This is a genomic window from Nocardia tengchongensis (assembly GCF_054781395.1).
In genome coordinates this window covers 223,673-243,160 of sequence record NZ_BAAGUM010000006.1, presented here as the reverse complement: position 1 = coordinate 243,160, position 19,488 = coordinate 223,673, and the positions used below count along the sequence as shown (strand labels likewise).

Here is a 19,488-nt window from a genome sequence, read left to right as displayed (position 1 = left end):
CTAAACCTGGTCACTTGTCCAATCTAGGTTTGCGGCGTCGGTTTCACCAGTGCCCGGCCTCAACAGCCGCCGAGCCGGGACAGCACCGCGCGGTAGAGCGCATGCCACTCGTCATTGCCCTGACCCGCGAACTTCAGGTCCGTGCTCAATTGCAGGGTGTGCGCCAATCGGACCCCGGTCACGCACGCGGACGGGGCGACCGTGATGTACTGGCCCTGAAAACCGTTGGCCTGAAAGCCATCCGGCGTGGCCCCACTCCACCACTGGAAGCCGTAGCCGCCGACGGTGTCGTCCCCGGCGTCGCTGGCCGGCTTCATTCCGGTGGTGGCCGCGGTGATCCACTGCTCGGACACGATCCGACGACCGTCCGGGGTGCGGCCGCCGTTCCGCATCAGCTCCCCGAGCCGCACGAAGTCACGAGGTCGGGCGAACAGCTCCTCCGAGGCGACGGCCGCTCCGACCCGGTCGGTCATGATGTCGGCGGAGGCTTCCATCCCCGCCGGTTGCCACAACTGCTGGGAGAGCACCTGATCGAACGGCTGGTGGTAGATGCTCTCGAGCATCCAGGCCAGCACCTGCGTGTTGGCGCTGTTGTAGTTGAAGTGGTCGCCGGGCGGCTCGGACCGCGGCAGCGACCGCAGGAACTCGTTGCGCGTCTTGCCCGACCGGCCGTCGGTGTAATAGTCCAGCGCGAGCTCGATCCACTCCTCGACCTGCGTGTTCTGCGCGAGCTCCTCGGTGTGCTCGTCCCAGTGCACACCGGATCGCATCTCCAGCACGTTCCGGATGGTGACGCCCTGCCATGCGGTACCGGCCAGATCGGGAACATAGGTCTCGATCGGATCGTCGAGCGAGGCGATCAGGTGCTGGTCGACGGCGATGCCCACCAGGGTCGAGACGAACGACTTGGTGGTCGACCAGGCCTGGTGCGCGGTGCCGTCGGACCAGCCGTTCGCGAAATACTGTGCGACCAGCGTGCCGTCGTGCGCGAATTCGATGACATCGGTCCCGGCGTCGTGCAGGAAGTCGGCGACGGTCTTCGTCCTGCCGGCCCACTCGTAGGTCACCCCGAGCAGATCGATCGGCGCGGACGGCAGCGCCGACACGTAGCCACCGGACGCGACCGGAACGTGCGGGAGCACCACATCCGGCTTGACCACGTCGATCGGGATCGGCAGCAGCACCTTGTTGTTCGTGACCACCTCGCGCACGTAGTTCGACCAGAACTCGGGCGAGGCCAGATCGGCGGCACTGCCCGCGATCACGTCCGGCAGCGGCGGCACGCCCAGCAGCCGACCGCCCTGAATCGCCGCCAGCAGGTCCTGCGCGCTGGAAATCGCCGGCGGGCCCGCGTCATCGGCCGTCGCGAGCGGGAGTGGCCCCACCGAGCCGAGCACACCGATCACGGCCACGGCCGCGCCGAACCGCATCACGGGACCGCGATTGCCTTGGCGGCGAACTGATCTGAGCATGCCGCCAGAACATACTCGCAGGCGGGTGTCGTGCGGTGGCCCTTCGCCGGCGTGGCCGACCGGACACCCGTCCTTGTCCGGTTTGCCCCCCGTCGCCGCGGGGTCAGGCGGCGCTGCGCATCAGGCCCTGGGTGTCCACCGAGGCGACCAGATCGCCTGTCCGCGTGAAGATCTGAATCCGGCCGTGCATGCGGCCGCTGCCCGCGAAGTTGCTCTCGCACCGCATCAGGAGCCAGTCATGCAGGGAGAACGGGCGATGGAAGGTGACGGTCTGGGTGAGCATGGCGGCTGCGCCGCGGCCACCGCGGCGGGCGATCTCGGATTGCGGATACGGGCGCATGGCGACCGGGCCGAGGAAACCTTCGCTGCCGTGGGCCAGCAGGGCGCGGCCCAGGGTGGGCTCGTCGGGGGCCTTGTCGCAGCGCATCCAGACGTCCAGGGTCGGCGGACCGGAGAGTTCGAGGGCGAGCGCGTCGGCGCCGCCCACGGTGCGCACCTCCCAGGGGAGCAGGGCGCAGGGCAGTTCGGCGCAGTCGTCCGGGCCCGGAATTCCGTCGGGCAGACGTGCGGCGTGGTCGAGGAAGTCGGGCTCGTCGGTGCTGAGCATGGCCAGCACGCGCGCGTGTTCGCGCCCGTCCTGCCGGAACGACACCTGTACGGTGGCCAGCGCCCGGCCGGACTGAACGGTCTCGACCTCCACGTCGACCTCGCGATCCGCGAAGCCCCCGCGCGGGAAGACCCCGTGCAGGGACTGCACCGCCATGTGCGGCACGGTGCGCTCGGCGGCGACGACGGCCTGCGCGAGGGTCTGGCTGCCGAGGGTGGTCGGCAGCGTCGAGGTGACATTGCGGGCCCGGAATCGGCCGGGCCCGGCATCGGTCAGATCGAGGACGTCGAGCAGGTCCGCCAGATCGACGACCGGCCACATGTGGGTTCCACCAGCCATGGCCGAATGTTAACTGCCCTCCCCCCGCAGGGCCGGAGCCAGTCCCGCGTCGTGGGATCCCGCCGCCGGCCGCAGGGAAACCGCTGCCACGCACGCGATCCCGACGGCGAAGCAGGCCAGGGTGTACGGCAGGTTGCCGATCGGGTCGCCGTTGGCGGTGACCCCGTTCTTCGCATCGAAGAAGGCCGGGAGCGCGGTGGCCCACAGAACGCCGAAAACGATGAGGTAGAACGCGGCATAGAAGCGGACGAAGCGATTGTCGTAGTGGGTTTCCGCCTGACGTTGCTGCGACCAGGCGCGGTACATCAGCCAAACCGCTGCCACGGACAGCACGATCAGCTCCAGGGCATAGATGACGCCGCGGACGGTGATGCTGCCCGCACCCAGCACGGTGGCCGGGAGCGGGAGGATGAACGTGCCCGCCGAGGCCGCCAGCCCGATCACGAGGGTGCGCCAGACCAACTGGAGACCGGTGAACTGCTCGCCCGCGTCCACGCGGCGGCCGACGAAACGGTAGACGCAGAACGCCAGCGACATCGGCCACAGCGCGGCGAAGACCACCACGCTGGGCAGCGGCACCGAGTCGAACATGGGCTGGTTGAGCGGATTGTCGGTGGTCCACTCCCACCAGCGCAGCTGCGGGCCGAGCTGGTCGAAGATCTCGTAGAACGCGTGGTGCACGAAGCCGACGCAGGTGGCCCCGGCGAGCGCGCCGAAGCGGAAAACGCCCAGCATGCGCACGATTTCGTAGGCGATGGTCGCCATGAACGGATAGATCGCCACGATGTAGAGCGGCAGCCGTCCCCACAGGAAGTCCACCGTGAACACGTTGTGCGCGAACATGGTGTCGACGTGACCGGAAATGCCGAACGCGGCAGGGAAATACAGCGGCGGCTCGATGACGAACAGGTAGGCGGTCGCGCCGAACCACAGCACCAGATTGGTGGGGTCGCCGTGGCGGCGCAGCCGCATGATCGCCCACGCCAGGGCCAGCACCGAGCCCAGGATCACCGTCAGCTCCAGCACCGGCAGCGTCCAGTTCTCCAGGGCCAGTGGGTTTCTCACCTCGACCAGGCCGCCGGCCTGCTCACACGAGAAGCCGAGCGATTTGGCGAGCCCCTCGAAGGTGGGTGCGCAATGGTCGGCCATCAGTTCGCCTCCGCCCCGGAGGTTTCGGCGGTGTACCAGCGGGTGACGTCGTAACCCTCCTGGTAGCGCTTGAACCAGACGTCGGCCAGCGCGGGCGTGGCCTCGTGCACGGGTTTGTGATTGGGCAGCTGGCTGCGGATGACGCCGCGCAGCGCGATGAGCTGCTCGCCCATCGGCAGGTCGTCGAAGGCGCGCGGCCCGGGACCGGCGTAAGGCTTGGCGAAGCGGGGCAGCACCTTGCCCAGCAGCTGCTGGGAGCGGTAGGTCGCGAACATCGACATGGCGTCGATCTGCCGCTCCTCGAGCGGCACATGCTTGTTGAAGCCGGCGCAGGCGATCCGCATGATCCGCAGCACGTGCCGGAAGATGGACGGCGCCACCCGCATCCGGTAGAGGTCACTGCCCACCAGGGAATCGAAGATGATGAGCGCGGAGCTGCGGTGCTCGACCTCCTCGACGAAATGCCAGATGAACAGCGAGGCGACCCGGTCGTCGCCGGGCCGGAACAGCGCGGCCTCGTTGTCGAGCATCAGCTTGAACACCGAGGTGAAGGTGGCCTCCAGGTCGGCGGTGTAGGCCAGCCGGTACTTCAGCGGCTTCTCGGCAGTGAGCTTGTCGAATTCGCCGACCACCTCGTCGAGGGTCTCCTGCAGGCCCGGGTAGTTGCGGATCAGACCGCGCACGTGCTGGCGGTGGGCGGTGGAATGCTGCCCCTCCTGCCGCATGAAGGCGTCCGCTTCCTCGGCCACCTCGGGGTCGGTGAATTGGCTCTTGGCCTGCGTGATCATCTGCACGATCATCTTCTCGAAACCGATGGCCAGGAACGACACCGCGTTGGCCATGCTGGAGAAGGCCGGGTTCTCGGGATTCCAGAGGAACGGCACATCGTGTTGCTCGAACGCGAAAGTCAGCTTCCGCACAATCAGATCAGTCATATCGGGCGATTCCTCGTCTTCCGGAAGGGGATGGGTCCGGTGGCCCGGTTGCGCGCTCCGATGCCGCTGTGAACATACAAACATACACAGGCGCGTACAAGTGTATGATTTGAAAACGCAGCTCAGAGGCATCACGGGCCGAGGGCCACGCTCCCGCGTGTTACGGTCGGGCCGTGGCACGCAGGCGCGGTTGGGGCGGAAGTCCGCCGGAGAACGACGAGGAGGCGTCGGCTCGAATCGTCGCGGCCGCAGTCGAATTGATCGCGCGCACGGGCGCGGAGATCAGCATCGCCGACGTCGCGGAATCCCTCGGCGTGATCCGGCAGACGGTGTACCGCTATTTCCCCAGCGCCGACGCCCTCATGCGGGCCTCGGCCATCGCGTCGGTGGACGGCTTCCTGGACCGGCTGACCGTCCAGGTCCGCGGCATGACCGATCCGGTCGAGGCGATGACCGAGGCCATCGTCTACACCCTCACCGAGGTCCGCCGCACCCCGCACCTGGGCATCATGCTGACCGCCACCTCCTCCAGCGTCGACCATGCCGGCATCACCTCCGAGGCCGCCCAGGACTTCGGCATCACCATGATCAACCGCTTCGATGTCGACTGGCGCCACTACGGCTACGACGACCGATCCCTGCGCGAACTGGTCGAATACCTGCTCCGCACCATGCAGTCCTTCTTCATCTCCCCGGGCAACCCACCCCGCGACGACGCCGAGCTCAGGCGCTACCTGCGCCGCTGGATGGGCTCGGCGATCATCGCCCAGACCACCGTCATGAACTAGGTCGCCGCGCGCCGAGTGTTACCGTGCCCCCGACAAGGAGGGCAGGACCATGAAAAATGTTGTGGCACTGATCGGGAACGGTTTCAATGCGGGCATGGTGGCGTTGACCAAGCTTCCGGTGATCGGATCGTTCGTCGGGCGTGGGCTGGTCGTGATCACCTACCAGGGCCGGCGGTCGGGTAAGACGTTCTCGATTCCGGTGGGGTACGTGCGGTCCGGGGACGACATCGTGATCGGGGTCGCCATGCCGGACAAGAAGACCTGGTGGCGGAACTTCCAGGGTGAGGGTGGACCGATCTCGCTGCACCTCGACGGGGTCGATCGCAGTGGCCACGCGGTCACGCAGCGCGACAACGGCCGGGTCAGCGTGCGGGTGACGCTGGACTGATTGCCTCGGATCCGGGAGCGTGCCAGCCTGGATCGTAGAAGGATCCAGGTGGCGAGGAGGCGGCGGTGAAATCCCGGTCAGGAGTCGAGCAGCCGTTCGTGCTGGGCGTGACCGTCGATTTCACCGATCCGGCGCATCGATCACTGCGAGTGCGGTGGATCGCGAACGCGGCCGCATGTCCTCGATTCGAGTCCGCGCGCATATTCCTGGTGGCGCTCCGATCCCCTTCGGCCCGTACCTATCTGGGACTGGTCGACGGGTTGGATCGGGCCTCGGTCGAGCTGCCGCCGGCGCTGGCCGCCGGTGCGTATGCCATCGAGATCGATGCCTACGGCAGCGCCAGCTGGGGCGACGGCCGGTTGGATGCGCGCGGGCGCAGTGCCGAATTCACCGTCGAAGCGGCCGAACAGTCCACCGGTAGTGGCGATCAGCGGTCGGACGGCCCGGAGAAATCGACCGGGCCGAGCAGATCGGCCACGTGCATCAACGGACCCGCGTAGCCCGGAATCATGTTCGGGTCCTTGAATACTCCCGCCGGTGCGTAGGCGAGCAGTTCATTGCCGACCAGACTCCACTGCGGCACCCTGCCCGCGATGTGCGCGGCGATCAGGTGCGGGCTGACCATGGCCTTGGCGTGTCCCGCGTCCGCCGCCTCGACCCGGGGTCCGACCAGGAAGACACCCAGGATCGGAATCAACACCTCCATGCCCACCCATTTCTCTCGGAGATCAGGATTGGCAAGGGGCCTTTCGGTTCGGTTAACAAGATCTTCGGGGTACGGCGGTCGCCGATCTGATTAGGTGTCGGCAACGGCGAACAGCTCTCTCCGACTCGAAAGGGGTTCCCTTTCATGAAGGTTCACCACCTCAACTGCGGCACCGTGCGCCTGCCGTCCGCGAGACTGGTCTGTCACGTACTGGCGATCGAGACCGAGAACGGTCTGGTGCTGGTGGACAGCGGTTTCGGACTGGCCGATATCGCCGATCCCGCAGGGCGTCTGGGCATCTCGCGGAGATTCAATCGACCGGTGCTCGATCCCGCCGAGACCGCGGTGCGGCAGCTCGAGCACCTCGGATTCCGGCGCGAGGATGTCCGCCACGTCATCGCCACCCATCTCGACGGCGACCACATCGGCGGGCTCGCCGACTTCCCGGACGCCACCCTGCACCTCACCGCGGCCGAGGCGCTGGGCGCGATCCACGAGCCGTCCTGGCGTGAGCGCGCCCGGTTTCGGCCCGGGCAGTGGGCGCACGGGCCGAAGATCGTCGAATACGCGCCGGACGGGGAGAGCTGGCGCGGGTTCACCGCGCAGGAGATGACCGGGATCAGCCCGGGCATCGTGCTGATCCCGATGCCCGGCCACACCCGCGGGCACGCCGCGGTCGCCGTCGACGCCGGTCACCGCTGGGTGCTGCACTGCGGCGACGCCTTCCTGCACCCGGGCCGGGTGGACGGGTCGACAGTGCCGCGCCCGCACGCGCTGGCCGAGTACCTGCTCGCCCACGACCGCACGGTCATGTACGCCAATCAGGCGCGCCTGGCCGAGCTGTACCGGGCGAGCGGGCCGGACCTGCTGATGGTGTGCGCGCACGACGCCGGCATGCTGGCGCACGCCGTCGCCACCGCCTGATTCGATCCCGGCTGGGCCGCAACGGTATTCGGCGCGACCGTGGACCACGCACCGGATATGCTGCCCGGTGGACCGCCGCGCCGGGAACGGCGAGCGGGGGAGATCGAGGGGAGCGGCCGGGTTCGGTCGTGGGACGGCTCGGTCGTGGGAACAGAAAGGCGACAACAACATATGCGGGGTGGATGGGCCAAGCGGGGCCTGGTCGGGGCCGCGGTGGCCGCCGTCGTGCCGTTCGCGGTGGGGACGGCGGGACCGGCTGCGGCGGAGCCGAATCCGAAGGCATTCGATTTCTATGTCGACTCCAGCATGGGGTCGATCAAGTCCCGGATCGTGCGGGCGGCGGACGGCAATACCGATCGGGTGGTGTACCTGCTCGACGGCGAGCGCGCCCAGAACGACTACAACGGCTGGGAGCTGCACACCGAGATCCCCGCCGCCCTGGCCAAATTCAATATCAACGTGGTGCTGCCGGTCGGCGGCGAGTCCAGCTTCTATCAGGACTGGGACGCCCCCAGCAGTTTCGGCGGCGTCAACCCCGACGCCGCGCTGTTCCCCAGCCGCGACTCCGGTTCGGCGATCGCGGGCTGGGACGAGTCCTCGGGCAAGTCCTACACCTATCGGTGGGAAACCTTCCTCACCCAGGAGTTGCGGGACGCGCTGCGGGATCGCCTGGGGTTCAGCGACTCTCGCAACGGCATCTTCGGCCTGTCCAGCGGCGGCAGCGCGGCCCTGCTGATGGCCGCCTACCACCCGGACCAGTTCGTCTACGCCGGTTCGATGTCGGGCTACCTGTCGATGGCCGCGCCCGGCATGCGGGAGGCGCTGCGCCTGGCGCTGCTCGCCGCGGGCGGCTACAACATCGATTCGATGGCCGGCGCCGACAGCGCCAAATGGCGGCGCATGGACCCGTACGGCTTCGCGCCCAAGCTGATCGAGAACAACACCCGCCTCTACATCGCGGCGGGCAGCGGGGTTCCGGCCCAGCAGGACCTGTCCTCGGCGGACGCCGTCATCCAGGGCATGCCCTTGGAAGGCATCGCCTTGGCCAACACCAAGGCCTTCCAGTCCCGCCTGCAGACGCTGGGCTACGACAACGTCAGCTACGACTTCCCGAGCATCGGTGTGCACAACTGGGGCAACTGGGAGCAGGTCGCCAACCGCATGCTGCCCGACCTGGCCCAGCACATCGGCAAGCCACTGCCCCCGGGCGCGCAACCGACTCCGCCGCCCGGTGACGGTCCGGGCGGCGCGCAACCGCCGAACGGCCCCGGCGGCGGTCAGCCGCCGAGCGGCCCGCCGCCGCAGAACTAGCGGAACCGAAAACCCGCCGCCGACCGGCTTTTCCGGTCGGCGGCGGGCTTTTTCGGCGAGAGGCTCCGCGCGGTCAGCGTGCGTTGTCGACGGCCAGGAGATGGAAGGCCGTCTTGCCCGCCTGACCGAAGTTGTTGTCCGAGACCAGGACCAGGGAGCGTGCGCCGCCGGGCAGGTCCGGGCCCCAGGTCATGCCCTCGGTGCACTGGGGATCCACGCCGTTGGCGGCGAAATCGAACAGCAGGCGCTTGGACATCGGCTTGGCCGAGGCGGGCGCGGCGGCCTGGCCGGTGACCGGGTCCGCGCCGGCGGTCGAGGTCTCGTAGATGCGGGCGGTGAAGCCCTTGCCGGGGATCAGGCTGCGTTCCAGGGTGAGATAGCGGTCGGCGTCGATCGAGAGGATCTCGGCGACACCGGTTGCGATCGGGAGGGCGCCGGGGGCGACCTTGTCGACGGGGTAGATGTACTCGGCCAGATCCGCGCCGGTGGTGTGGTGGATCTGCACCAGGCGGGCGCGGCTTTCGACGTCGGGTCCGGCGGCGGGACCGTCGATGCCCGACAGGCCGCCCACCTTGAATCCGCCGAACTGGGTATCGTCCGACACCACCACGGAATTGACGTAGCGGATGCCCAGACCGGACTCCGCCCGGCTCGGCGCCGCCGAATCCAGTGGTAGCAGCGGGGCGGTGATGCCCACGGTCACGGCGCAGGCGACGATGCTCAGGCGTGCGAACTTCATTGGGGTGAAGGCCCTTTCGTTACGAGGAAGCCTTGCTTCCCGGTAAGCGTCCGAACCCGCACCCTGGTGAGCCAGAGATCGTCCCGCTCAGCAGACCGACTCCGGAAACCCTGGTCAGACGTCCAGGCCGTAGGTGAAGACGTCCGGGTCGGGACCGATGCGGGTGCCCTGATCCAAGGCGGAGATGCGGTGCATCTGATCGGGGGTCAGCTCGAAGCTGAAGACGTCGAAGTTCTCCCGGATGCGGGACGGGGTCACCGATTTCGGGATCACCAGATTGCCAAGCTGCAGGTGCCAGCGAATGATGACCTGGGCGGGAGAGCGGCCGGTCTCGCCGGCGACCTCCACGACAGCGGGATCCTTCAGGTCCGTGCCCCGGCCGAGCGGGCTCCAGGCCTCGGTCGCGATGCCGTTCTCGGCGTGGAAGGCGCGCAGTTCGGTCTGGGCCAGGTGGGGATGCAGTTCGATCTGGTTCACCGCGGGGATCTCACCGGTCTCGCCCATGACCCGGGCCAGGTTGTCGCGGGTGAAGTTGGAGACCCCGATGGATCCGACGCGGCCCTGCGACTTGAGGGTCTGCAACGCCCGGAAGGAGTCCACGAACCGGTCGGCCGCGGCCACCGGCCAATGAATGAGGTACAGGTCCAGGAAGTCCAGGCCCAGGCGGTTCATGCTGTCGTCGAAGGCGCGCAGCGTGGAGTCGTAGCCCTGCTCGGCGTTCCACAGCTTGGTCGTCACCGAGACCTCGTCGCGGGGCAGGCCGAACTCGCGGATCGCGCGGCCCACTTCGACCTCGTTGCCGTAGATGGCCGCGGTGTCGATACTGCGGTAGCCGGTCGCGAGCGCGGCGGTGACGACATCGAACGCTTCCGCGTCGGCCACCTGGAACACCCCGAAACCCAACGTCGGAATGGCGTTTCCGTCGTTCAGCAGAGCCGACGGGACCGTGCTGCTCTCGCTTCGAAAGGTCATCGATCGACTATAGGCTTCCCGCCGCGCGGGCTACGGGGACCGGGCCGGGTCGGCGCGGACGGGGGCATCGTCCGCCCAGCCCCAGCGGGTCTCGACCCGGACCGTGACCGGGGCGGCGGAGGCGTCGACGTACGGGGTGAGCCGCTGTAGTTCGCCCCAGTCGCGGGTCCAATCGTGATTCAGGTAGGCGGGGACGGGATGGGCGCGGACGAGCAGATCCGACCAGCCGAGCGGGCCGCCGCCGGAATCGCCCTGCCAGGTGTCGGCGACCTGGGCGTTCAGCTTGTCGGGCAGGATGCGCCAGGCGGGCAGCTGGGCCACACCGTCGCGGTGGTCGAACGGGTGCTGACACGGGAAGGCCAGGCCGACATGGAAATCGGTCAGGACCGGGGTGTCGTGGCCGACGACCGCGTCCACGGTGGCCAGGCGCGGGAGGCGGGGCGGGGTGATGGCGAGCCACTGCTTCCCGGTGGGGTCGTCCGCGGTCACCGTCAGCCGAACGGCATTGGTGTGGGCGGGGATTCGGTCCAGTGCGATCGGGAGGTTCCGCCAGCCGGGTGCGCCGCCGACCGTGGGCGGGGTCAGGTCGCCGAGGGTTTGAACGGTGCCGTCGTCGGCGCGGTGCGCGAACTCGACGCGCAGGCGGGCGCCGTCCACGGGGTGGCCATCCCGTTCGCCCGCGATATGGCCGGCCGCTGTCAGGACCAAGACGCTGTAACCGGAATCCTGTTGTGCCGCAGCCAGGTCCATGCGATACCACTGGGTGGTCAGGTGGGCGGGACGGGGGTGGTCGGTGGTGTAGTTGCCGAGGACTGGTGTCCGTTTGGGGTCCAGGTCGTAGGGCAGGGCGGCCGTGCTGCCGTTGATGCCGGGTTCGGCGTCGGGCTTGCCGCCGGGCGGGGGAGCGGGTTGCTTTCGGCCGCCACCCGCACCGCCGCCCTGGCCGCCACCGGGACCTCCGCCGTCGGGGGCGAGATCGCCGACTCCGTTGGCCGTGAATCCGGCGTTGTCGGCGGCGAGTCCGTCGGCCGCGGAACCGGTGTAGGGCTGTAGGAGGGAATTCGCGGTGTCGGTTTCCGCCAGGACGTCATCGGCCAAGGCGCACGGTTTACCCTCCAGCGCAAGGATATTCGAGAGGGCGACCGAATAGGCCGGATACTGGGTCCAGGCCGCGGATGCCATGGTCGCGACCTCGAATGCCACGAGGACGGCTGCCGCGACGGTGAGCGGACGGACCGCGACGCGGTCGAAAGATGCGGTCGCCGTGCCATTTCCGGCCGACCGGAACGGCTCGCGATAGTACTGCCAGGCGGCCACGGCCAGGCACAGCGCGCCCAGGCCGAAGATCAGCGAGGCCAGGCCGACGCCGCCCAGCTGAGGTGCGCGATCGGGCCAGCGCACCCCGTACCCGGAGACGTACCACCAGCCGTTCGAGCCGGTGCAGCAGAATGCCACCAGGAACAGGACCGCCGCCGCGAACAGCGTGCGCAGGTACCGCAGCCGAATACCGCTGCCGCCCACCGCGACCGCCGTCACCGCCGCCAGCGCACCCGCCAGTCCGGCGTAGACGCCGAAGTGATGCGTCCACTTGGTCGGGGTGAAGGCCATGAGCAGCGGCGACATCACCGCGATACCGAGCACCCGGGCCGCCGGGCCGCGCGCGGTATCCGGAATCCGGCCGCCCTTGCGCAGCGCCACCGCGAGGCACACCGCCGCGCAGAGCGCCATCGCGAGCACACCGAAACGGCGGGACAGGGAACCGTCCGGGGTCAGCGACAGCAGGGAGATCCAGCGGGCCGGCTCATCGGGCCAGGAGAAGTCCGGGCCCACCAGCTTTCGCACCCGGGTGGCCTCCGCCACCGACGCCAGGGTTTGATCGGCGAAGACCACCGTCAGGACCAGCGTGCCGGCCGTCAGCACGGGGGCGATGCGCGCGAGGTAGCCGAGGAACCCGCCGGACGCGGCTCGCACCTGTGCGACCAGGACGAACAGCACCCGCCGGGAACCGGCGAAAAGCGCGGCCAGGCAGATCAATCCGGACGGACCTGCCGCCAGCGAGAAGGCCGCGACGAGCACGGCCACCGCGGCGGGCAGCAGCCGTCGCGTCGCGATGGCGCGCTCGATGGAACACCAGGTCAGTAGGGCGCCCAAGGCGATGAAGGGTTCGGGCCGCAGACCGTTGTTGTACGGCAGCCACAGGGCCAGGAACACCAACGCGGCGGTCCATCGCGGCGCCGCGCCCGACCGTACCCGGGAACCCAAGCGCGGCAGCACCTCCCGGCTGATGACCCACCAGCACAACACTCCCGCCAGCAGCGCGGGCAACCGTAGCCACACACTGGCATCGCTGAACCGGGTCATCTGCGCCAACAGCTCGTACGGCCACCCGAAGGGGGCTTCCGCGACCCCGTACCAGCGGTAGTAATTGGCGGTATAGCCCGCGGACTTCGACACCCGCGCCATGGTGAGGATGTAGCCGTCATCGGAGGTATTGGCCCCGATCACGTGCCAAATACCCAGCGTCCCCACCACAACCGCATCGGTGAGCGTGAACCGCCACCACTGCGCGGGCAGGAATCGCCGCCTGCGCCGCCCATCCGCCGCATCCATCAGATACAGGCAGACCAACGCGACCAGCGTGCACAGCACCGCCCCTGCCATCGCCGCCAGCTTCCACGCGCTCGGCCGCGACGAGAACCGCGAATCCACCTCGGCGTGCAGCGACGCATCCCCCAGCCGAGCCCGATCCAGATCGGTGTACACGCCCACGATCTGCGGCCGTACGTCCTCGGTGAGCGCAGCCCGGAACGGCTTCCCGTCCGGCTTGCCGAGCCCCGTCAGCTCCGCGGTCGTCCCACTCGCGGTCGAATGCACGACGAGTGCGTCGCAACCATTGTGCGGCACGATGTTCGGCGTCGATCCGGCCCCGACGCCTGGCACCGAGGTGGTGCCGCTGCCCGAGTCGGTGCTACCGGCAGGTGGCAACGGTGTGGCAGCCGACGGGGGTGTGGGCCCGGTAGGTGGCGTCGACCCAGCCGGTGGTGTCGGCTCCGCCGGTGGTGTGGGCCCGGCGGGCGGTGTCGGACCGGCAGGTGGCGTGGGCCCCGTCGGTGCGGTCGGGCCGGGAGGAGGTGTCGGACCGGTCGGCGGAGTCGGCCCTGCGGGTTGGGTCGGACCATCCGCCGATGTCGGACCGGCAGGCGGTGTTCCGCCTTGGGGCAGCTTCGAGCCCGCGGGCGGGGCGGATCCTGTCGGTGGGGTCATCGCGGCCGGTTTCGTGTCCGGCGGTGCGGCCCCGGGCGCGGGCGTCGGTGTGTTTCCGGTCGTGGTCGTGACGGCCGATGGTGTGGTGATCGCCGCGTCGGAAGCCGTTCCGATGCCGGTCATCTGGAAGACCGAGGCGGTGATCAGGGGAATGTTCCGAAGCGTCACCGAAAACGTGCGCCCGCTGCCGGGTAGGTCTTCGACGCGCGCGATCAGGGCTTTGGCGGCGGCGCCGGGGGCTTGGGTGGGCGCGGTGGACAGGACAGTCCCGGTCGGCACGTCGCGCAGTGCGGCGCAGGGGATTCGGAGGTCCATCGACAGGGGGACATAGTCCACCAGTGGTGCGGTCAGTTGAAGCGCCTGTGCCGGTTGCCAATCGATGCTCGCCCGGTCCTGACGTACCGGCAGCAGCGGCACCAGCACCGCAAGAACGACACCGAGCACCCCCGCCACGAGGGCGATCAGTCGAATATGAAAACTTCCCCCGAAAACTGAACGCACGAATGCCGATGCTAGCCACACCATCCGCGAAACTCATCGCGGATTATTCGCCAAGCCCCCGGTGACGGGCGGGGTTTCCGCCACGGGAACACCCGCAACCTGCCCGTTCGAAGATCTACGATGCACGGTATGAGCGCGCGAAATGTGCACTTCGTCGGTAGCTTTCCGGCCGAGAGCACGAGCGATGCGATGCGGGCGATGCTGGACGGCGCCGGCCCGCCGGCTACGCACGCTGCCGACCGGAGAGACTCGCCGCTACGAGCGGTACATCCAGCCGATCGTCGCGGACCTGGTGGCGCAGGGGGTGCTGGAGGTGAAGCGGAGCGGTTCGTGGCGCTCCAGCCACGAGCGCACCATTCACCGCGCCGCGCGGGGCGTGCGGTTGACCGGGGACCTGATGGAACTGGGCTACCTGGGTGAGGCCGAGGAGGCACTGTCGATCTTCCGGGCCCTGCGCGCGGAACGGGATCTACCCGAACTGTCACTGCAGATCGGCATGCCCACCGCGTTCACGATGGCCTTCATCACCATGGGCCGCAGCGGGGTGTGGAGACACCGGAAGGCGCTCCAGGACGCCAGTATTCGCGATGTCGAAGCCATTCGTGCGCTGGCCGGCGACGACGTGGTCATCCAGTTCGAGGCCACCGCCGAAATGGTGCTGATGGCCACCGCCCAGCCCCTGCACCGGCCCGTCGAAGCCGCGCTGGGTCTGGGTCGCGGGGTCGCCGAGATGGCAGCGGCGACCCCGCCGGGTACCCGCATCGGCGTGCACCTGTGCCTGGGTAGCATGAACAACAAGGCTCGGACCACCCTGCGGAACACCGAACCGCTGGTGATGCTGGCGAATTCCATTGTCCGGCAGTGGCCTTCGGGGCGACCCCTGGAGTTCGTGCACGGCCCGCTGGCGGCCGGCGACATCCCGCCGTCCACCGACCCGGCCTGCTACGCGCCGCTGGCGGGTCTGAGGCTGCCCGCCGGAACTCGCTTCCATGCCGGGCTCGTGCACGAAAGCCACACCGAGACAGTGCAAATCGAGACGCTGCGCACGATCGAGACCGCGCTGGGGCGTCCGGTCGACGGTGTGGCGAGCGCCTGCGGACTGGGCCGCCGCCCCCGGGTGATCGCCGACGCCATGGTCGCCCGCGACGCCTACCTGGCCGCCGCGGGCTGAGTGCCGGTCGGTCGCGCGACCGATACCGCGGCGCTCGATGTCGCTGAGGCACAGCCCACGACCGACTTCATCCAGTCGATGACGACGGCGTGGTAATCGCGGGTGTTCGGGGCGAGGTTGATGGCGTGGCCGCTGTCGGGCAGCACGTACGTGCGCAGTCGTGTGGCCGGTGGGAAGAACGGGCTCTCGGTGGCCTGCAGGGTGGCGCTGTCGGCGCAGGCGGCGAAGCCCGCCCCGCAGACCATGCGGTCGTGGCTACCGTCGACCAGCAGAACCAGGGCGGTCATCAGGCTGGTCTCGCCGGGCAGGGTGGCCAGCAGCCCGTCGGGATACTCGGTGAGCGAGAAGGTTTCCTTGGTGGCCTCGTCCAGGGCGACCACCCGGGGGTCCGGATTCAAGCCGTAGAAGTCGGCGGCGCGCGCGCCGGGACGGGTGACCAGATAGGTGGAATCGTAACCGCGCCCGGCGAATCCGGGATCGTCGGCGGCCGGGTAGTAGCTGCTGATGACCCCGAGCACGTCGGGGACGCTGAGCATGTGCGAGTAGCCGGTCAGCAGTACGCCGTCCACGTCGTGATGGCCGATGGCCTCCATGATCGACGTACTCGAGGTCAGCGAGTGCCCGACGGTGACGACCTTGGCGAAGGGGGCGTTGCCCGCCAGCCCGGCGCGCAGCGACTGCACCATGACGTGCAGGGCGTCGGTGGTGGCGGTGGCCGTCAGCGAGAGACTGGGCGGCCGGCTGCTCGAGCCGACCGGTTGCGAGAAGTCGATTCCGGCTTCACTACTGGTCAATTCGAGAACTTTGTCTGGTTTGCGGATGTCGGCGAGGATCGGCGTCACGCCCGGCGCACCGGTCAGCAACGCATTGCTGTGGGCGTACACCACGGGATCGAAATCGATGGACGCGACGATCGATTGTGCTCAGACACCGCACCTCCCTCGACATCCACGCCGATGGTAACAATCGGCGGCGCGCCCCAGAGGGAAACGCGCAGCTTACTGGCAACCCGACAGAATGATGCCCATGACGCGAATCGGAACCGAGCGGGTACCGGTGGGAGCGGGGCCCCTGACACGGGCGGCGGTGGTGGCGGTGGCCCGCCACCACGCCTGGGTGGACGTGGACGCGGCGGCGCTGGCGGCGCTGGCCCGGACGCGCCGCGAGATCGACGACCTCGCGCACAGCGATCGGCCGGTGTACGGCGTGTCCACCGGATTCGGGGCGCTGGCGCTGCGGCACATACCCCCGGACCGGCGAATCGACCTGCAGCGCTCGCTGATTCGCTCGCACGCCGCCGGCGCCGGCGCGGCCGTCGAACCCGAAGTGGTGCGGGCCATGATGCTGTTGCGGCTGCGCACCCTGCTGTCCGGGCACACCGGGGTGCGGCCCGAGACCGCCCGCGCACTGGCCGCCCTGCTGGACAGCGGACTGATTCCGGTGGTGCCGGAATACGGTTCGCTGGGCTGTTCGGGCGATCTGGCCCCGCTCGCGGCGGTCGCGCTGGCGCTGATGGGCGAGGGCTCGGTGCTCGGCCCGCACGGCCCGCGCCCCATCGCGCCCGCGCTGGCCGAACACGGGCTGACCCCGATCACGTTGGCGGAGAAGGAAGGCCTGGCGCTCACCAACGGCACCGACGGCATGCTCGGCATGCTGGTGCTCGCCGCCGCGGACCTGCGCCGGCTGCTCGACCTGGCCGACCTGACCGCCGCGATGAGCGTGGAGGCGCTGCTCGGCACCGACCGGGTCTTCGCCGCGGACCTGCAACGCCTGCGGCCGCATCCCGGGCAGGCGGTGTCGGCGGCGCACATGCGGGCCGCGCTGGCCGGATCGGAGATCGTGGCCAGCCACCGCGGCGAGGACTGCCCGCGGGTGCAGGACGCCTACTCGCTGCGCTGCGCGCCGCAGGTGCACGGCGCGGCCCGCGACACCCTCGCCCACGCCGAGACCGTCGCCGACCGCGAATTGGCTTCCGCCATAGACAATCCCGTCGTGCTGGCCGACGGACGGGTGGAGTCAAACGGCAACTTCCACGGCGCGCCCGTGGGCTATGTGCTCGACTTCCTGGCCATCGCCGCCGCCGACGTGGCCGGGATCGCCGAGCGGCGCACCGACCGGATGCTGGACGTGCACCGCTCCCACGGGCTGCCCGCGTTCCTGGCCGCCGACCCGGGCGTCGACTCCGGCTACATGATCGCGCAGTACACGCAGGCCGGGGTGGTGTCGGACCTGAAGCGGTGCGCGGTGCCCGCCTCGGTGGATTCCATTCCCTCCAGCGCCATGCAGGAGGACCACGTGTCCATGGGCTGGACGGCGGGCCGCAAACTGCGGCGCGCGATCGACGGGCTGACGACGGTGCTCGTCATCGAACTGCTCACCGCCGCACGGGCATTGGACTTCCGTGCGCCGCTGCAGCCCGCGCCGGTGACCGCGGAGCTGCGGGACCTGGTCCGCACCCGGGTGCCCGGACCCGGGCCCGACCGCCACCTCGCTCCCGACATCGCCGCCGTCACCGAACTGGTCGGGTCCGGCGCGATGGATCACCTGCTCGGGCAAGGGGTTTCGGCATGACCAGGACCGTCCGCGCCGCCCGCGGCAGCACGCTCACCGCCCGCAGCTGGCAGACCGAGGCGGCCTGGCGCATGCTGCACAACAACCTGGACCCCGACGTGGCCGAGCGACCCCAGGACCTGGTCGTCTACGGCGGCACCGGCAAGGCCGCCCGCGACTGGCCCTGCTTCGACGCCATCGCCCGCACCCTGCTCGACCTGCGCGAGGACGAGACGCTGCTGGTGCAATCCGGCAAACCCGTCGGCGTCCTGCGCACCCACGAATGGGCGCCCCGGGTACTCATCGCCAACTCGAATCTGGTTCCGGACTGGGCGAACTGGCCGGAATTCCGGCGGCTGGAGGCGGCCGGACTGACCATGTACGGACAGATGACCGCCGGCTCCTGGATCTACATCGGCACCCAGGGCATCCTCCAGGGCACCTACGAGACCTTCGCTGCGGTGGCCGCCAAGCGATTCGGCGGCACCCTCGCCGGAACTCTCACCCTGACCGCCGGTCTGGGCGGCATGGGCGGCGCGCAACCACTGGCCGTGACCATGAACGGCGGGGTGGCGCTGTGCGTCGAATGCGATCCGCGCCATGCCCGCCGCCGCCTGCAGACCCGCTACCTCGACGAGATCGCCGACGACATCGACGACGCCGTGACCCGGGTGCTCGCCGCCAAGGCCGCGCGGCGGCCACTGTCGGTGGGACTCATCGGCAATGCCGCCGAGGTGGTGCCCGAACTGCTGCGCCGGGGGATCCCGGTGGACATCGTCACCGACCAGACCTCGGCCCACGACCCGCTCACCTACCTGCCGATCGGCATCGCGCTCGAGGACTGGGACGACTACGCGGGCCGCAAACCCGACGAATTCACCCGCCGCGCCCGCGAATCCATGGCCCTGCACGTCGGCGCCATGGTCGGCTTCCTGGACCGGGGCGCGGAGGTCTTCGACTACGGCAACTCGATTCGCGGCGAGGCGAAGCTGGCCGGATACGAGCGGGCCTTCGACTTCCCCGGCTTCGTGCCCGCCTACATCCGCCCCCTCTTCTGCGAGGGCAAGGGACCCTTCCGCTGGGTCGCGCTCTCGGGTGATCCGGCCGATATCGCCGCCACCGACCGGGCCGTCCTGGACCTGTTCCCGGAACAGGAATCGCTGGCCCGCTGGATCCGGCTGGCCCGCGACCGGGTCGCGTTCCAGGGCCTGCCCGCCCGCATCTGCTGGCTCGGCTACGGCGAACGCCAGGCCGCCGGACTGCGCTTCAACGAGCTGGTCGCCCGGGGCGAGGTGAGCGCGCCGTTGGTGATCGGCCGCGACCACCTCGACTGCGGCTCGGTCGCCTCGCCCTACCGCGAAACCGAGGCCATGGCCGACGGCTCCGACGCCATCGCCGACTGGCCACTGCTCAACGCACTGGTCAACACCGCCTCCGGGGCGAGCTGGGTGTCCATTCACCACGGTGGCGGGGTCGGTATGGGGCGCTCCATCCACGCCGGGCAAGTCACCGTCGCCGATGGGACGCCGCTGGCCGCGCAGAAGCTGGAGCGGGTGCTCACCAACGACCCGGCCATGGGCGTCATCCGCCACGTGGATGCCGGATATCCGCGCGCCGAGCAGGTCGCCGGCGAGCAGGGCATCCGGATTCCGATGGGGGAGGGGTGAATCGA

17 protein-coding genes are annotated in these 19,488 nt (G+C 69.4%); 8 read left to right on the top strand and 9 right to left on the bottom strand.

The window, feature by feature from the left end:
* Positions 1 to 59 precede the first annotated feature (59 nt).
* The 4 genes from ACYVKL_RS12150 to ACYVKL_RS12135 all read right to left on the bottom strand — a co-directional run bounded on the left by ACYVKL_RS12150 (position 60) and on the right by ACYVKL_RS12135 (position 4,502).
* On the bottom strand, positions 60 to 1,472 hold the full coding sequence (locus tag ACYVKL_RS12150; protein WP_379162240.1) for a serine hydrolase domain-containing protein: 1,413 nt from the start codon (positions 1,470 to 1,472) through the stop codon (positions 60 to 62).
* A gap of 103 nt (positions 1,473 to 1,575) precedes the next feature.
* Complete coding sequence (locus ACYVKL_RS12145) at positions 1,576 to 2,418, bottom strand: acyl-CoA thioesterase (protein ID WP_379162238.1); 843 nt, start codon at positions 2,416 to 2,418, stop codon at positions 1,576 to 1,578.
* 9 nt (positions 2,419 to 2,427) lie between these two features.
* A complete protein-coding gene (locus tag ACYVKL_RS12140) occupies positions 2,428 to 3,567 on the bottom strand; it encodes a DUF7802 domain-containing protein (RefSeq protein WP_379162235.1) in 1,140 nt (379 codons plus the stop codon).
* Complete coding sequence (locus ACYVKL_RS12135; protein WP_379162232.1) at positions 3,567 to 4,502, bottom strand: metal-dependent hydrolase; 936 nt, start codon at positions 4,500 to 4,502, stop codon at positions 3,567 to 3,569. Before ACYVKL_RS12135 ends, ACYVKL_RS12140 begins: the two co-directional genes overlap by 1 nt.
* 173 nt (positions 4,503 to 4,675) lie before the next feature.
* Between ACYVKL_RS12135 and ACYVKL_RS12130 the strand changes: the two genes are divergently transcribed.
* The 3 genes from ACYVKL_RS12130 (at position 4,676) to ACYVKL_RS12120 (ending at position 6,178) form a co-directional block, all read left to right on the top strand.
* Positions 4,676 to 5,290, top strand: a complete 615-nt coding sequence (locus ACYVKL_RS12130; protein ID WP_379162229.1) for a TetR/AcrR family transcriptional regulator — start codon at positions 4,676 to 4,678, stop codon at positions 5,288 to 5,290.
* Between the two features lie 49 nt (positions 5,291 to 5,339).
* Complete coding sequence (locus tag ACYVKL_RS12125) at positions 5,340 to 5,678, top strand: PNPOx family protein (protein WP_379162227.1); 339 nt, start codon at positions 5,340 to 5,342, stop codon at positions 5,676 to 5,678.
* A 65-nt stretch (positions 5,679 to 5,743) separates the two neighbouring features.
* Positions 5,744 to 6,178 carry a hypothetical protein gene (locus ACYVKL_RS12120; protein WP_379162224.1) on the top strand — a complete coding sequence of 145 codons (435 nt, stop codon included), beginning with the start codon at positions 5,744 to 5,746 and terminating at the stop codon, positions 6,176 to 6,178.
* Here ACYVKL_RS12120 and ACYVKL_RS12115 read toward each other — a convergent pair.
* Entirely contained in the window at positions 6,106 to 6,384 is a 279-nt protein-coding gene (locus ACYVKL_RS12115) for a hypothetical protein (RefSeq protein WP_379162221.1), read from the bottom strand. The genes ACYVKL_RS12120 and ACYVKL_RS12115 overlap by 73 nt on opposite strands.
* Positions 6,385 to 6,528: 144 nt before the next feature.
* Here ACYVKL_RS12115 and ACYVKL_RS12110 point away from each other — a divergent pair, with 144 nt between their 5' ends.
* Both ACYVKL_RS12110 and ACYVKL_RS12105 read left to right on the top strand, forming a co-directional pair.
* On the top strand, positions 6,529 to 7,308 hold the full coding sequence (locus ACYVKL_RS12110) for an MBL fold metallo-hydrolase (protein WP_379162218.1): 780 nt from the start codon (positions 6,529 to 6,531) through the stop codon (positions 7,306 to 7,308).
* A gap of 171 nt (positions 7,309 to 7,479) precedes the next feature.
* The gene (locus ACYVKL_RS12105; RefSeq protein ID WP_379162215.1) at positions 7,480 to 8,619 is read left to right on the top strand and encodes an alpha/beta hydrolase; all 1,140 of its coding nucleotides are present in this window, start codon (positions 7,480 to 7,482) and stop codon (positions 8,617 to 8,619) included.
* Positions 8,620 to 8,692: 73 nt separating this feature from the next.
* On the opposite strand, the gene ACYVKL_RS12100 is transcribed toward ACYVKL_RS12105, so the two are convergent.
* From ACYVKL_RS12100 to ACYVKL_RS12090, 3 genes are all read right to left on the bottom strand, one after another.
* Positions 8,693 to 9,358: an esterase-like activity of phytase family protein gene (locus tag ACYVKL_RS12100; protein ID WP_379162212.1), complete on the bottom strand. Its 666-nt coding sequence runs from the start codon at positions 9,356 to 9,358 to the stop codon at positions 8,693 to 8,695.
* Positions 9,359 to 9,472: 114 nt separating this feature from the next.
* Positions 9,473 to 10,330 (bottom strand): aldo/keto reductase, encoded by an 858-nt coding sequence (locus ACYVKL_RS12095; RefSeq protein ID WP_379162209.1) that lies wholly within the window; start codon positions 10,328 to 10,330, stop codon positions 9,473 to 9,475.
* 30 nt (positions 10,331 to 10,360) lie between these two features.
* Positions 10,361 to 14,095: an arabinosyltransferase domain-containing protein gene (locus tag ACYVKL_RS12090; protein WP_379162207.1), complete on the bottom strand. Its 3,735-nt coding sequence runs from the start codon at positions 14,093 to 14,095 to the stop codon at positions 10,361 to 10,363.
* Between the two features lie 184 nt (positions 14,096 to 14,279).
* Here ACYVKL_RS12090 and ACYVKL_RS12085 point away from each other — a divergent pair, with 184 nt between their 5' ends.
* Positions 14,280 to 15,266, top strand: a complete 987-nt coding sequence (locus ACYVKL_RS12085; RefSeq protein ID WP_379162204.1) for a hypothetical protein — start codon at positions 14,280 to 14,282, stop codon at positions 15,264 to 15,266.
* On the opposite strand, the gene ACYVKL_RS12080 is transcribed toward ACYVKL_RS12085, so the two are convergent.
* Complete coding sequence (locus ACYVKL_RS12080) at positions 15,245 to 16,180, bottom strand: SAM-dependent methyltransferase (RefSeq protein ID WP_379165697.1); 936 nt, start codon at positions 16,178 to 16,180, stop codon at positions 15,245 to 15,247. The genes ACYVKL_RS12085 and ACYVKL_RS12080 overlap by 22 nt on opposite strands.
* A gap of 112 nt (positions 16,181 to 16,292) precedes the next feature.
* Between ACYVKL_RS12080 and hutH the strand changes: the two genes are divergently transcribed.
* Positions 16,293 to 17,837 carry a histidine ammonia-lyase gene (gene hutH, locus ACYVKL_RS12075; protein ID WP_379162201.1) on the top strand — a complete coding sequence of 515 codons (1,545 nt, stop codon included), beginning with the start codon at positions 16,293 to 16,295 and terminating at the stop codon, positions 17,835 to 17,837.
* Positions 17,834 to 19,483 carry a urocanate hydratase gene (gene hutU, locus ACYVKL_RS12070; RefSeq protein ID WP_379162198.1) on the top strand — a complete coding sequence of 550 codons (1,650 nt, stop codon included), beginning with the start codon at positions 17,834 to 17,836 and terminating at the stop codon, positions 19,481 to 19,483. Before hutH ends, hutU begins: the two co-directional genes overlap by 4 nt.
* Positions 19,484 to 19,488: the final 5 nt, after the last annotated feature.